Raw genomic sequence first — 14,219 nt, forward strand, 5'->3', positions numbered from 1 at the left:
GCTTCGTTAAAGGAGCCCCTTACAGTGTTAAAAAAAATCATCCTGGCATTCGTCGCTCTTGGTATTCTTGGAATTGTTGGCGCCGTTCTTGCCTATCAAACTGTTAAGTCTAATCTTCCACAAATCATCACGCTTCAAGACTACAAACCAGAAATGGTCAGCCAGGTGTATGATCGCAACGGCAAAAAGATCGGCGAGTTCTTTCGTAAACGCCGTACTCTGGTTCCTTACGAAAAAATCCCTAAGGACCTGGTAAATTCATTCCTGGCTGCAGAGGACGATCAGTTCTTTCAGCATAAAGGCATCAATCCCCAGGCAATCTTCCGTGCGGCTTTGGCGAATCTTAGAGCAGGTCGCTCGGTTCAGGGTGGATCGACGATCACTCAACAAGTTGCAAAAACTTTGATGCTCTCTTCCGAGAAAACACTGACTCGTAAGCTAAGCGATATTCTTCTTGCGATTGAAATGGAAAAAAATCTTTCCAAGGAAGATATCCTTTTCCTATACCTGAATCAGATTTACTTCGGTCAAGGCGCTTACGGTGTAGAGCAAGCCGCGCAAACTTACTACCGCAAACCCGTTAGCAAGCTGACTTTGCCGGAAATGGCGATCCTTGCGGGATTACCAACAGCGCCAAGTGCTTACAATCCGATTCGCAATCCCTCGCGCGCTAAAGAAAGACAAATCTACGTTCTTCGTCGTATGGCCGAAGTTGGCTTTATCACCAAGGAACAAGCAGAAAACGCGATTCAAGAGCCAGTTAAAGTTTATGTTCGCGAAAACTACGAAGAACTTGCGCCATTCTATCTGGAAACTGTTCGCCAAATGCTGGTTGCACAACTTGGTGAAAACATGGTTTTAGATAAGGGTCTACGTATCCACACTGCTTTGGATCTGCAAAAGCAGCTTGCTGCCCAGGAATCCGTGATGGACGGATTGAAAAGCCTGGATAAGCGCCAGGGTTATCGCGGACCAATTAAGAACATTGCTTCCGATTCAGATGTAGCGAATTTTATTAACGAGAATCGTACAAAGTTGATCGGTGATTCCACTCCTGAAAGAATCATTCAGCCTGATGGTAAGTACGCAGACCTGGTTGCGCCGATTGATGCAAAAGCTGCGAAAGAGCATCCACTTCTTCCTTCATACATCAAGATCAAGGATACAGTTCAGGGTGTGGTTCTGAATGTGGATGATGCTGCTGGTTTGGTTTATGTGAAAATTGCGGACTCTCAGGGTTTGATTGATTTCGATTCCATGACCTGGGCCCGCAAACCAGATTCCGAAAAACGCTATGACCTGGCAACCATCAAGAAACCATCTGAAGCTTTGAAAAAAGGCGACGTGATTATGGTTAAAGTTGTGGGTGATAAGTTTTCCCCTGCCAGAACTATCGCTCCGAAAAAAGGAGCGGCTCCTTTGAATCTTCCGGATTTCAATCGTTATGTTGATTTGGAATTAGATCAGGAACCATTGGTTGAGGGTGCGTTGATTTCCCTGGATCAGGACTCTCAGGATGTTCTGGCAATGGTCGGCGGTGTGAACTTCGCGCGCAGTGAATTTAACCGTGCGATTCAGGCTCCGCGCCAAACAGGGTCATCATTTAAATCCATCGTCTATGCTTCAGCAATGGATAAGGGCTATAACCCGGCAACTCCAATCATGGATGCGCCACTGGTTTACGAAGGCGCCACTGGTGATGAAGAGGGACAAGGAGATTCGAAAGATTCAAAAGCCTGGAAACCAGCGAATCACTCGAAAAGTTTCGGTGGTGATATCATCGTTAGAAACGCACTTTCCCAGTCTTTGAATATCCCTGCAGTTAAAATCATCGAGGATGTTGGTGTGCCTTGGGCCACAGAGTATGCCCGTCGTTTGGGAATTTTCAGTCCGCTAAATCCTGACTTCACCTTGGTATTGGGCTCTTCGAGTGTGACTTTGTATGAAATGACAAAAGCATTTTCAGAGTTTGGCCGTTTGGGAAAACGCGCCCGACCGCTTATTATTCATAAAGTAGCCGATGCTGACGGCAAAACAATTCTGGAAAATGTTTCTTTGGATTCCCGCTTTGAACGCGAAATGAAACCTTATGAAGATGATTTCGAAAATCGTCGTAAGGAATATCTGGCTCTTGCAGCAGACCCTGCAAAGCTTGAAGAATTCAAAAAGAAAGAGCCAAAGAAAGCTGCAATTGCAGAAAGTCTTTTCTTCCAGGATCCAGATCAATTGATCAAACCGACCACGGCATTCGTTATGACTTCTCTTCTTCGCGGCGTTGTCGAGGATAAGAACGGTACCGGTGCCCGCGCCCGCGCTTTGGGTCGCGAAGTGGCTGGTAAAACTGGTTCTACGAACAACTACTATGACGCGTGGTTCATCGGTTACACACCTCAGGTAGCAACTGGCGTCTGGGTGGGTTTTGACAAAGAAAAAAGTCTGGGTAAGGGCGAGGTCGGTGGCCGCTCTGCATTGCCAATTTGGGTAGAATACATGAAAGCAGCCCACGAAGGACTTCCTCAAGTGACTTTCCCAGTTCCGGATGGTATCGTGTTTGCGAATATCGACAGTGAGACTGGTAAACTTGCAAATGCTTCTACCAAGAACATCCTGCGCCAGGCCTTCGCTGAAGGAACTGAACCAACTGCTGCTTCCAGCAAGCAAGAAGAAGCAACAGACTTTTACAAACAGGATTTGTCTGAGTGAAGGATATCCACCTCTGGGGTGTGAAACAGAACAATCTTAAGAACATCGAGGTCAAGATCCCGGTCGGTAAAATGACTGTGATCTGTGGCCCGAGTGGCTCAGGGAAATCCTCTCTGGCGTTTGAAACTTTATTTGCCGAAGGTCAGCGCCGCTTCATTGAAAGCATGTCCAATTATGCCCGTCAGTTTCTGAATAAAGCCCCTAAGCCTGATATCGAGGGCATCAGTAATATTCCACCGGCAATTTCCATCGAACAAAAAAATACTGTTAAAAGTTCGCGCTCAACTGTCGGCACCACCACAGAGATCATTGATTATCTGCGCTTGCTTTACGAAAAGATCGGCAAGTCTTACTGCCCGACCCACCACTGCCCTACAGAAAAAGAAAGTGTCACCGAAGCCACTGACAAGGTGATTAAAGAGTTCACTGGAAAACGTGGATATATCATGGTCGAGATTTCTGAAGCCGGCCGCGTTGCCCAAGCTAAGAAATTACACTCGCTTCTTTTGCAAGATGGCTATTTGCGTATTTATATCCCGAAAGTTGCACCCTCGGTAAAACCAGTGGCGACCAAAAAAGCGACCATTAAGAAAACAAAAACCAAGGGTGCAACAAAAAAAACTGTTGAAGAGGTTATTAGCATCCCGGTTGCCCCAACCAGTTTGACCAACGAGGAAATGGGCACGGTCGTCGAGATTGGTGATCCGGCTGCGATTAAAAAAGGTCTTCCTAAAGAAACCTTCTATCTGATCATTGACCGTATGAGTTTCAATATCGATGAGCGTGGGCGTATTGCTGACTCTTTGACTCAGGCTTATGAAGCCAGCATCAAGTACAATTCAAACTTGATTTCCCGCAAGGCCACAATTCTGACGACTGAAGGCCAACGCCTGCAAGTCAGTGAAGAGTCTTCTTGTCCTGTTTGCGGTTACACTCCGCCACCACTGACTTCCCGACTGTTCAGCTTTAATTCCCCGATTGGAGCTTGTCCGACATGTAAAGGCTTTGGAAATATTTTGGACGTGGATGAAGCCAAAGTAGTTCCAAATCCTTCCATGAGTTTGGCTCAAGGGGCACTAAGCCCCTTCTGGATGCCAAGTGCAGCCCACGAAAAAAAGCAGCTATTAGCTTACTGCAAGAAGGCCAAAATCGACATTCACACTCCATGGCAGGACCTGCCAAAAGAACATCGTGAAGTTATCTGGAAAGGTAATGACGATTTCTTTGGTGTGCGCGGATTGTTTGAATACCTGGATCAAATTAAATACAAAATGCACGTTCGTGTATTCATCGCCCGCTTCCGCAGCCCATTCCTGTGCCCTGATTGCAAGGGTGCTCGTCTGCGCGAGGAAGCAAATCACGTTTTAGTGGGCAGCGCGAACATCAATCATCTGTCTTCCATGATTATCGAGGATCTATGTGAGTTCTTTAAAAAGATCGAGCTCACCCCCCACCAGGTGGAAGTGGCCGGCGAAGTATTAAAGCAGATTCGTTCGCGTTTGGAATTCCTGATCCGCGTGGGAGTTCACTATCTTTCGCTAAATCGTGAAACCCGAACACTTTCTGGTGGCGAGTACCAACGTTTGATTTTGGCAAATCAGCTGGGCATGGGATTGTCACAGGCGCTTTACGTGTTGGATGAGCCCACAGTTGGCTTACATCCCCGCGACAATGACCGTTTGATTTCCATCCTTCAGGATCTGAAAGATCTGGGTAATACACTGGTTATCGTTGAACACGATCACGATGTGATCAAATCCAGCGAAAACATTATCGAGATGGGTCCTGGATCTGGATATCTTGGTGGAGAAGTCGTTTACTCTGGCGCCACCAAAGATTTCTATAATTACGAAAAGTCCAACACCGTTCCATACCTTAAAGACAATAAGCATTCAGCGAATCTTCGCACGATTCGCCCGGTGGATATTGATACCTACAAAGTAAAAATTGAACTGAAAGGTGCTAAAGGCCACAACCTTAAGAACCTGGATGTGGTAATTCCGTTGAATCGTCTGGTCACCGTAACCGGGGTCAGCGGTTCCGGGAAATCGACTTTGATTTCCAAAACTTTGTATCCAGCGCTCGCTCGCGCTTTGGATTTGGAATACTTGCCTGCACAGGAATACGCGGGACTTGAAGGTGTTGATCATATTAAAAACGTTCTTTTGATCGACCAATCACCGATTGGTAAATCAGCGCGCAGTTCACCGATCACTTATCTAAAAGCTTTTGATGCAATTCGTACCATTATGGCCAGCACTCCGGATGCACAATCCCGTGGATACACTCCCGGCACGTTCAGCTTGAATGTGGATGGTGGTCGCTGCCCGGCTTGTAAGGGAACTGGCTTTGAAGAAATCGATATGATGTTCATGGATAACGTCGTTATTCCATGTGACGTTTGTGATGGAAAAAAGTATCGCAACGAGATTTTGGAAATTAAGTACAAAGATAAAAACGTTTCAGAAATCCTGGCAATGACTGTCAGTGAAGCGATGAACTTCTTTGTGGCTCACCCGAACATCCGCAAGCCGCTATCTGTTTTAAAAGAAGTGGGCTTGGATTATCTTCAGTTGGGCCAGCCGGCGAACTCGCTAAGCGGTGGTGAATCCCAACGCTTAAAGATCGCCAAAGAGCTTTCTTCAGTCCAACAAAAGGCGACTTTGTATATTCTGGATGAACCCACAACCGGCCTGCATTTCCGCGAAGTGGATTTGCTTATGAAAGTCCTTAATAAGCTTATCGAAACGGGCGGGAGCGTCGTTGTCGTAGAGCATAATTTGGATGTGATCCGTGGCTCTGATTATATTATTGACCTAGGCCCCGAAGCGGGTAAAAAAGGCGGTAATATTGTGGCCCAAGGGTCCCCTGATGACATCATCAAGGCCAAGAAAAGTCTGACAGGCCAATATTTAAAACGCTATATCGACGGGAATGCATAACCCCGCGAGACGGAAGTGGAATGCTACCTGAAATTAAAAAGTTAATTGCTGAAATCAAACCCCATAAAAAACGTTTCACTGTTGTCGCGGTTACGGGTATTTCAAATGCTTTGGCAACGGTGCGAGTGGCCTACTTGTCCAAGGTTCTTTTCGACGCTCTTTCCTCCAACAATCAGGAAGAAATCAAAAAACAAGTTCCTATAGTTATTGCGCTTGGTTTTATTCAGGCGGTTTCCAGATACTATCATTTGTATAATATGAATTATATTTCTGAATCTGTGGTGGCTCAGATCCGCCAAAAGCTTCAGTACAAATTCATGCGCTTGAATTTATCTTTCCATAATACCTACGCGACCGGCTCTGGTGGCTTGATCAGCCGAATTCTAAATGACATCAAAACCATTCAAGATGGTTTGCGTGTCGTGGCCGACATCTTCCTTTACCCTCTGCTTTTGGTGGGATTAATCGTAAATCTATTTCTGATCGACTGGAAACTGACTTTGACCGTATTGATTGCAGTTCCAATCGTCGGAGTTATGCTTAAGTCAGTGGCTCGCAGTATGCGCAAGTACATCCCACGCGAGCGCGAAACCATGGAACACATGACTTCAACTATCAAAGAAAGTCTGGATGGTGTTCGTGTTATTCAATCCTTCAATCTTGAAAAAGATATGGCAAAACGCCTGGAAGATGAAACCAGCATATTCCTAAAGATCCGCAAAATCGTATTCAAACGCCAGGAATCCACAGGTCCCGCTACGGAATTTATCGCAACGTCAATCGTGCCACTGATTATGCTATACACAAGCTATGAAATCGCCGCTGGCCGCGGTACAGCTGGTAACCTGATCGGCTTCATCGTTTCCCTTTTGATGGTGAACGCGCCAATCAAAAAAATTCAGGAAGCTTACATCCGTATTCAGGAAGTCGTAATTTCCATGAGACGTATTTTTGAAATCATCGAAAATCCCTCTGAAGTGCCTGAGGTGGCAAATCCTGTTTCTTTCCCTAAAGACTGGAAGAAGATCACCTACCAAAACGTAAGTTTCAGCTACGGCAAAGAGATGATCTTAAAGAACGTAAATCTTGAGATCAACCGTGGTGAAGTGGTCGCCTTGGTCGGCGCCAGCGGCTCCGGTAAGTCAACAATCGTAAATCTTCTGGAAAGATTCTTTGATGCCACATCCGGGGAAATTCTGATTGATGGCGTAAACATTCGCGACATGGGCCTAAAAGATCTTCGCCGCAACATTGCTCTGGTAACCCAGGATGTATTCTTATTCAGCGACACCATTGAAAAGAACATCTGGGCCGGTGATTACAACCGCGACCGCAATGACATTCAAAAAATGGCTCAGTTGGCAAATGCCCATGACTTCATTATGAGAATGCCACAAGGCTATCAAAGCCGTGTGGGTGATCGCGGAAATCTATTGTCCGGTGGTGAAAAACAGCGCGTGAGTATTGCCCGTGCGATGTTCAAAGATGCGCCTGTGTTGATCCTGGATGAAGCAACAAGTGCCTTGGATACTGCAAGTGAAATCGAAGTGCAAAAAGGACTGGATCACTTGCTGGAAGGACGTACTGCTTTGGTTATTGCTCACCGCCTGTCGACTATTCAGAAAGCCGATAAGATCGTGGTTATGAAGCAAGGCCAAATCGTGGAAATCGGTACTCACGCAAGCTTGCTTTCACTAAAAGGCGAGTACCACAACTTCCATAGCCTGCAACACAACTAAAGCACCAGAGCGTTTACTTGAACTGCTCTGACAACCACTTCATCACATGCGGCATACGGCATTTCCAATAAGTAGTCGCATGTGAATTGTCCTGACCACAGTCCTTGATACCAATTTCAAATTCTGGATGGTTCTTTTTTAGCTCTTCAATAAAAGTTTTGGTGTCGGGCGTATCCTTTAGGAATGAATCTGTCGAACCGATTTCCAATTTAAAACTTTTAAATGGCAGGCATCGCTCGCTGCCCGGCTTCTTTAACTTTTCACAAATATGACGGGCGCTGCGGGCCTCGAAATCCTTGCCGACGCCATAGGAATAATAGTCTTCCTTAGGCTGATTGCTATTACTGGTGGGTGTCCATATTTCCGCGGGAGTTCTGAATACCGGACTTAACGAGTAAACCGTGCATACAAGCTTTGGATTGCTGAGCCCTAGCTGTAAGGCTCCATTACCACCCATGGAGATTCCAAATAGAGCGCGATCGCAAGGCTCGTTCGGAATTACTTTAAAAGTGGACTCCACATAGCTTATTAAGTCTTTGGTCACCATGTCTGCCATCTTCACCTTGGAGATAGCGCCGTTCATCCAGTAATGGCTTTGACCTTCGGGAGCAAAGATCAAAAACGGTCGGGATCCACTCCGGATTGTTCGCTCATAGGCTTCCAGGCCGTCGGCATAGACCAATGAATCACGATCTCCACCCCGACCGTGCAAAAAGATAGCGTAAGGATAAAGAGTTTCTCCATCGGGCATATATCCCGGAGGGACAATCACGTTGAACTTTACTTTCTTATTCAAACTTTTTGAAAAGAAAGTAGACGACAGACAACGCGAAACAAAGACGCGTTGATTGAAAATCTTCGCGTTGTAAGGTTCACACATGTTACTTTCTGCTAAAACATTGAACGATATCAAACTTAAAAGCGCGCCGAGAATTAGACATTTCATATTCATCAACGATACCACATCACATTTTCGTTTCAATTTGAGTCAGAGATTAAACATCAGAAATCACGAAGGTTTTCAGTTTAACCGCAGTTTTAGTGTACGAAATTTATATGACCAAGGTCCGGGTTTGCATGATCTTTCGACACACCCCTCAAGTCCGTCTAGTTTCTTGACGATAAAAATATCGACAGTTTGAAAGTTCTAGAAAATTGAAAGGGAGTTGAAATGATTAATTGGGATGAGTTTGAACATATACATGTTATCAAAAAACTCAAACATATCCTTAGCGCTTGGTGGAATATCGACGTGGTATTCACTGACGAGCGAGGTGCACTAAGAGGGTATGACTCCGGCAAAGCTGGCTTCAACAATCCTGCAATCGCAGCTTTGGTAAATAAAGAAGCTGGTCAAGCCAGCATCGCAGAGCTTGTAACGAAATCACTTGATGATCTTCGCACTTCACAAAACCGTTTCTCGCTTCGCAAGTGGGACATGGTTGGTTTTGACGTTGGCGTATTTCCAATCATGATTGAAAATGATTGTGTTGGTACAGTTGTCGCGATGGGTTTCTTCCGCGAAGCTAACTTCACTTCCCGCATGACGGAAATCCGTGAGCGCCTGGCTGCTTTCGGTATGTCTGGCGAAGTGATCGAAAAGTGTCTGGGTAAATTGAAGTTCCTTGATGATCACGAGCGCACACACTTCACTGAAGTTTGTGAACTGGTTGCTCAAGAGATCGTGACACTTCACCTGGAAATCACTTCCCGTGAAGATCGCATCAAAGAATTGAACAAAGAGCTTGGCAACAGATTTAAATACGACAACATGATCGGTAAATCCAAACCAATGCAGTCTTTGTACGCTTTGCTTGATAAAATCAAAGGTGCAGACTCCACAGTTCTGGTTCAAGGGGAAAACGGTACGGGTAAAGAGTTGATCGCAAAATCAATTCACTATAACTCTCACCGTAAAGACAAACCATTCGTTATTCAAAACTGTTCTGCGTTCAATGACAACTTGTTGGAATCAGAATTGTTCGGTCACGTAAAGGGTTCATTTACTGGCGCTTTGAAAGATAAAAAAGGTCTTTTCGAAATGGCAGATAAAGGTACTTTCTTCCTGGATGAGATCGGGGATACTTCTCCGCAAATGCAGGTTAAGCTTCTTCGCGTATTGCAGGAAGGTACGTTCACTCCAGTGGGTGCGACTGAAATGAGAAAAGTCGATGTTCGTATCGTTGCGGCGACGAACAGAAACCTTAAGGAAATGGTTGAGCAAGGTACATTCCGTGAAGACTTGTACTATCGCTTGAATGTTATCAACATCCGCGTTCCACCTTTGCGTGAGCGTAAAGAAGACATTCCGTTCCTGACGGATTTCTTCCTTAACAAAATCCATGAATCTCAAGGTGGTGTTAAACACCAATTGACGAAGCGTGCTCTTGAAAAATTGTACGACTATCCATGGCCAGGTAACGTTCGTGAATTGCAAAATGAAATCGAAAGACTTTGTGTTCTTTCCGGTGAAGAATCCAAATTGATGGGTGAATTGCTTTCCCCGAAAATTTTGGAAGCTGGCGAGAAAAACAAAGTTCAAGGTTCCCGTTTGCAAGGTAAGTTGAAGGATGCGTTGGAAGATCTAGAGCGCGAAATGATCCGTGAGGGTCTTCGCCGCACAGGTTGGAACAAATCCAAACTTGCAAAAGAATTGGGTATCAGCCGCGCCGGTCTTATCATGAAAGTCGAAAAATACGGCTTGGATAAACGTAAAATCGCTCGCTAATGAGGAGAGCTGATTTTGGGCAGCAGGCCTAAAATAATTACCTGTTCGAACTAAAATTAGAGGGCTTTGAAGGCAAACTTCAAGGCCCTTTTTCTTTGCCCTCACCCACCCTAAGCACATGAATCTATGCGGTTTTCCCCGTCTACAATGGACTTGGCACTGTCCTTGTATATAAGGGTTTTTGTTAAGGGGTGTGTTTAGTATGCAAAATACAACTTTGGATTCATCATTCATGACTCGTCTAAAGCAGCTGGTGGAAACTCGCTATGGAAAGGACCTGCATATTCGTCAGTTGATGGATATGTCGGCGATTCAACCTGATCAGGATACTTATCTTCGGGGGTCCGATTTTCACGTTCCTATTAAAGTAAACGGCTCCTTGCTGGGTACTGCGATTGTCCCTGCAGCTTTGGATCTTAATGCTGAAAAACGCCAGGGCGTGACACAGTTGATTCGCATGGTACTAGAGCCGGCACTATATAAGTGGTACCTGGAGCAAAAAGAATCCAATCTTGTTGAAATCAGTAAAGCAAATTTTGCGACCGAAAATCTGCACGTATTCGGCGATGAGACATTGCCAAGTATTGATGAGCTTCTTGAAGACAACTCTGAGGACCTGGCCAAAGGTCTATCGACGGATCTGGTTTCACATCTGATTCATCTTGAAGGCTCTACAGAAACGACCAATAAAAAAGTTGCCCTGCAACTTCATGAACTGACAGGTCGCTGGGCATTCGTTCCTTTCAAAGATATCAAAGGTCAGCTTCACTCCAGTTTCGACATCGCGAAAATGGGTGCAATGACAGTTTTCGTGGAGAAAATCGAAGAACTGAATCCTCCTGAGCAGGAACTGTTGTTGGACTATCTGCGTGAAGAACACGAGTCCGATGAACCATTGATTATCACAAGCTCTTCATTAAGCCTGGAGGATCTGGGCAAAGTGGAAAGCTTGGCAACAGATCTGGTTGATGAAGCCTCTGTGAATTGTTTTGAAGTGGACCGTGCTCCACTGACTACCCAGGGCCTAAGAGAAGTTCTGGAACTGTTCTTTATGAAGGAACCAGAGCTTACATAAGTCCTTGTATTTACTGTGAGTGTCTGTGAGAATTTTTCTTATGGTCACTCACGATGAATTTCTAAATTCTTTTATTAGCCGCTCACTTTCCACAGATTCATTCAAGGTGTTTTCCCTTGCCGGAGACGCTTCGAATCGCCGCTATTACCGCGTGGTACATGACAATCAGTCCTGGGTACTAATGCGCTGGGAGCCGTTTGATCCGGCGAACTATCCATTGATGAGCGTTCTTAATCACTTTGCCAAAAATGGTGTTCACGTTCCGAAAATTGTGGCGATGTCTCCAGATGAAGGACTTATCCTTCAAGAAGACTTGGGCGACCTGATGCTGGAAAGAAAGTTTTGGGAAAGCCAAAGCCATGAATCCTCCATGGAGTGGTACAAACTCACGATTGATGAAGTCGTAAAGATCCATCACAAAGCAACCCTTGATCATGATCCCAACTGCTCTGCTTTTAAGATGAAATTTGATACCGAGAAGTTTCTTTGGGAAATGAACTACGGTAAAGACAACTTATTGGCTGGTGTTTTGAAATTTCCTTTCAATGAAAAAACCAACAAAGAAATTTCAGATATCTTTCTGGATATCTGCTCAAGATTGGATGCAGAACCGAAGCGCATTGCTCACCGCGATTACCATTCCCGCAACGTGATGATCAAACTTGATAAAGTTCATGTGATCGATTTCCAGGATGCACGTTTGGGACCAATTCAATATGACCTGGTCAGCCTGATGCGCGACTCTTATGTCGACATGAGTGACGAAATGGCCGGGAAGTTGATCAATTACTATCTGGAACAATCAAAGCAGTATCTGCCAAAAGATTTCTCTCGAGAGCATTTTGATCGTATGTATGAACTTCAATCCATCCAGCGCTGCTTTAAAGCCTGCGGAAGTTTTGCAAGCTTCTTCCACCAGCGTGAAGACCGTCGTTACTTGAAGTACCTTTCTGGAACTTTACGCCGGGTAATGAAAGCGATTAATGAGTTCCCAGAGTACAAAGTATTTGCGGATATCCTGATTGATTCAGGTGCTTTGGAAAGAAAGTACGAATCTTTATGAATGTAATGCTTCTTGCAGCTGGCGAAGGCACCCGCCTTCGCCCTTACACCAATCTTTTGCCCAAGCCTGCTATGCCATTCCTGACTTTGCCACTGGCGGCGCATTCTTTGGGATTTCTGCAGGAAGTTTCCATCTCCCAACTGGTTGTAAACACCTATCACTTGCCGGAAAAAATCCACAGTCTTTTCAACAGAATCAATCACGGCGCTAACAAGCTGGTTTTTTGCGACGAAGTTGGCGAGATTCTGGGAAGCGGTGGCGGATTAAGCAATGCCCGCACGCACTTAAAGGGCGGCGGAGACTTCATCATGATGAATGCGGATGAAGTAGTCCTTCCTAAAGACTCGCAGGTTCTGTCCAAAGCTATCGCTCAGCATAAAGCCTCTGGTGCACTGTCTACGCTAATGGTGATGAATCATCCTGAAGTCGGCACCAAGTTTGGTGGCGTATGGACAGATGCTTCGGGCAACATCAAAGGCTTTGGAAAAACCAAAATCGAAAACAGTGAAACGGCTTGGCATTTCATCGGTGTGCAAATCCTGTCTGAAAGAATCTTTGATTATCTACCTGAAAAAGGTGTTTCGAATATCCTGTATGATGGTGTGATGGCAGGAGTTGCCAAAGGCGAAAAGGCACAGGTTTTCCCATTTGAATGCACTTGGTTTGAAACTGGAAATCCCACTGATCTGTTAGAGGCATCTAAACACTGCCTGGAAATCCTGGTGGCCTCAGACTCCCCGGAGAAGCAGGCTTTGGAAAAAACCTTCTCTCAGTTTTCAACGTCACGAATTATCACACAGAACTTCAACCACGCACTTTTACAGTTTTCTACGGAAGCTGTGATTGATAACGAATCTAATTTTTCTGGATTTGTTTGTGCTGGATCCAGAACAGTCATCGGAAAAGACTGTTCCTTAGAAAATGTCATCATTGGAGATGACGTCGTGGTCGCTGACGGTACTCGCGTCAGCAACACGATTCTTTTATAAAATTATTTTTTTAAATCGATATCCGCGGCGCCAAAGAAAGAGTCCTGGCTTTCTTTTACTTTATAGCGGCGGGACATCATAAGGAAAATACTATCCGCGGCAACTCCAATTGGTTCGCCGTTATAGTTTTTGCTCATGCCCGCTGCCAGTCTTGAAGGATCTTTATCAAGCAGACTTCCCGAACCACCCGAGCCACCAGCTCCTGGATAGCCAGCATAGTCAGCGCCACCTGAAGACTCTGAATTACTTGGAGAACGACCAGAGCCGCCTCCGCCACCTTCCTCGTAACCATTCACTGCCGTTGTGGAACCGATCTTAACTTTTTCCAATGCTTTCTTTTGCACCTGCGCAGATCCTGCCATCGCGGAATCAATTGCACCCTGAGGAAGACCAGCAGCTGCCATACCCGCCGCAGATCCCATGTCTGCAACGTTATAAGTGCTGCCATCAGGAGAAGTAATCTTTGTCGCTGAGTTGTTTACCAAACCCTGCGCTTTCAAATCACTTAGTCCTGCTTCGGCCTTTTTCATGTAATCTGAACCAACCGCTGCAACTGACTTGTATTCAGGATCATTGGCGACGGAAGAATTATAATTTCCGTTTGAGCCATAAGCATCTGATAGATCACCCGTGTACATGGATTGCGAAGCCTTATTACCATTTTCCTTGGCCTGCTTCATCGACAAAATTGCCATCGCAGTGAAAGCCGCAGCCACCGCACAAGCACTTTTATCGTCAGCTGAACAACGAGACCAGTTGATTGCGGCAATACCAAATTCGGTAGCGCTGGCGACAGCATTAAACGCCTCGCCTTTTTTATTTGCTTTTGCTGCATCATTGGCAGAGCTGTTAACTGCAGGTTGGGTGGTCTTCGTGGAAGACGATCCCCCATCAACCCCTGATGTTGCCAACGAATATGCCGGAGACATCGAGATACTTAGAATGCAAACCGACTTAGTAATGGTTTTAATCATCTTCAT

Annotated in this window: 9 protein-coding genes; 7 read left to right on the forward strand and 2 right to left on the reverse strand. The window is 45.4% G+C overall.

Features of this window, described 5'->3' with window-relative positions:
• Positions 1-24: 24 nt before the first annotated feature.
• From ACLWNV_RS17370 to ACLWNV_RS17380, 3 genes are read left to right on the forward strand one after another with little or no spacing between them, the layout of a single operon-like run.
• Positions 25-2,703, forward strand: a complete 2,679-nt coding sequence (locus ACLWNV_RS17370; RefSeq protein ID WP_413585713.1) for a penicillin-binding protein 1A — start codon at positions 25-27, stop codon at positions 2,701-2,703.
• Between the two features lie 20 nt (positions 2,704-2,723).
• Positions 2,724-5,645 carry an excinuclease ABC subunit UvrA gene (gene uvrA, locus ACLWNV_RS17375; RefSeq protein WP_413585714.1) on the forward strand — a complete coding sequence of 974 codons (2,922 nt, stop codon included), beginning with the start codon at positions 2,724-2,726 and terminating at the stop codon, positions 5,643-5,645.
• A gap of 20 nt (positions 5,646-5,665) precedes the next feature.
• Positions 5,666-7,384, forward strand: coding sequence for an ABC transporter ATP-binding protein (locus ACLWNV_RS17380; RefSeq protein WP_413585715.1), 1,719 nt, complete (start codon positions 5,666-5,668; stop codon positions 7,382-7,384).
• Positions 7,385-7,397: 13 nt separating this feature from the next.
• Here the strand turns inward: ACLWNV_RS17380 and ACLWNV_RS17385 are convergent, their stop codons facing one another.
• Positions 7,398-8,180, reverse strand: coding sequence for an alpha/beta hydrolase (locus ACLWNV_RS17385; RefSeq protein ID WP_413585716.1), 783 nt, complete (start codon positions 8,178-8,180; stop codon positions 7,398-7,400).
• A 375-nt stretch (positions 8,181-8,555) separates the two neighbouring features.
• Between ACLWNV_RS17385 and ACLWNV_RS17390 the strand changes: the two genes are divergently transcribed.
• The 4 genes from ACLWNV_RS17390 (at position 8,556) to ACLWNV_RS17405 (ending at position 13,239) form a co-directional block, all read left to right on the forward strand.
• Positions 8,556-10,112 (forward strand): sigma 54-interacting transcriptional regulator, encoded by a 1,557-nt coding sequence (locus ACLWNV_RS17390; RefSeq protein ID WP_413585717.1) that lies wholly within the window; start codon positions 8,556-8,558, stop codon positions 10,110-10,112.
• Positions 10,113-10,314: 202 nt separating this feature from the next.
• On the forward strand, positions 10,315-11,187 hold the full coding sequence (locus tag ACLWNV_RS17395; RefSeq protein WP_413585718.1) for a hypothetical protein: 873 nt from the start codon (positions 10,315-10,317) through the stop codon (positions 11,185-11,187).
• 25 nt (positions 11,188-11,212) lie between these two features.
• Positions 11,213-12,250 (forward strand): aminoglycoside phosphotransferase family protein, encoded by a 1,038-nt coding sequence (locus ACLWNV_RS17400; protein ID WP_413585719.1) that lies wholly within the window; start codon positions 11,213-11,215, stop codon positions 12,248-12,250.
• On the forward strand, positions 12,247-13,239 hold the full coding sequence (locus ACLWNV_RS17405) for a sugar phosphate nucleotidyltransferase (RefSeq protein WP_413585720.1): 993 nt from the start codon (positions 12,247-12,249) through the stop codon (positions 13,237-13,239). Before ACLWNV_RS17400 ends, ACLWNV_RS17405 begins: the two co-directional genes overlap by 4 nt.
• A 2-nt stretch (positions 13,240-13,241) precedes the next feature.
• On the opposite strand, the gene ACLWNV_RS17410 is transcribed toward ACLWNV_RS17405, so the two are convergent.
• Positions 13,242-14,219, reverse strand: coding sequence for a hypothetical protein (locus tag ACLWNV_RS17410; protein ID WP_413585721.1), 978 nt, complete (start codon positions 14,217-14,219; stop codon positions 13,242-13,244).

Source organism: Bdellovibrio sp. HCB274 (assembly GCF_047306075.1).
Taxonomy (GTDB): Bacteria; Bdellovibrionota; Bdellovibrionia; order Bdellovibrionales; family Bdellovibrionaceae; genus Bdellovibrio.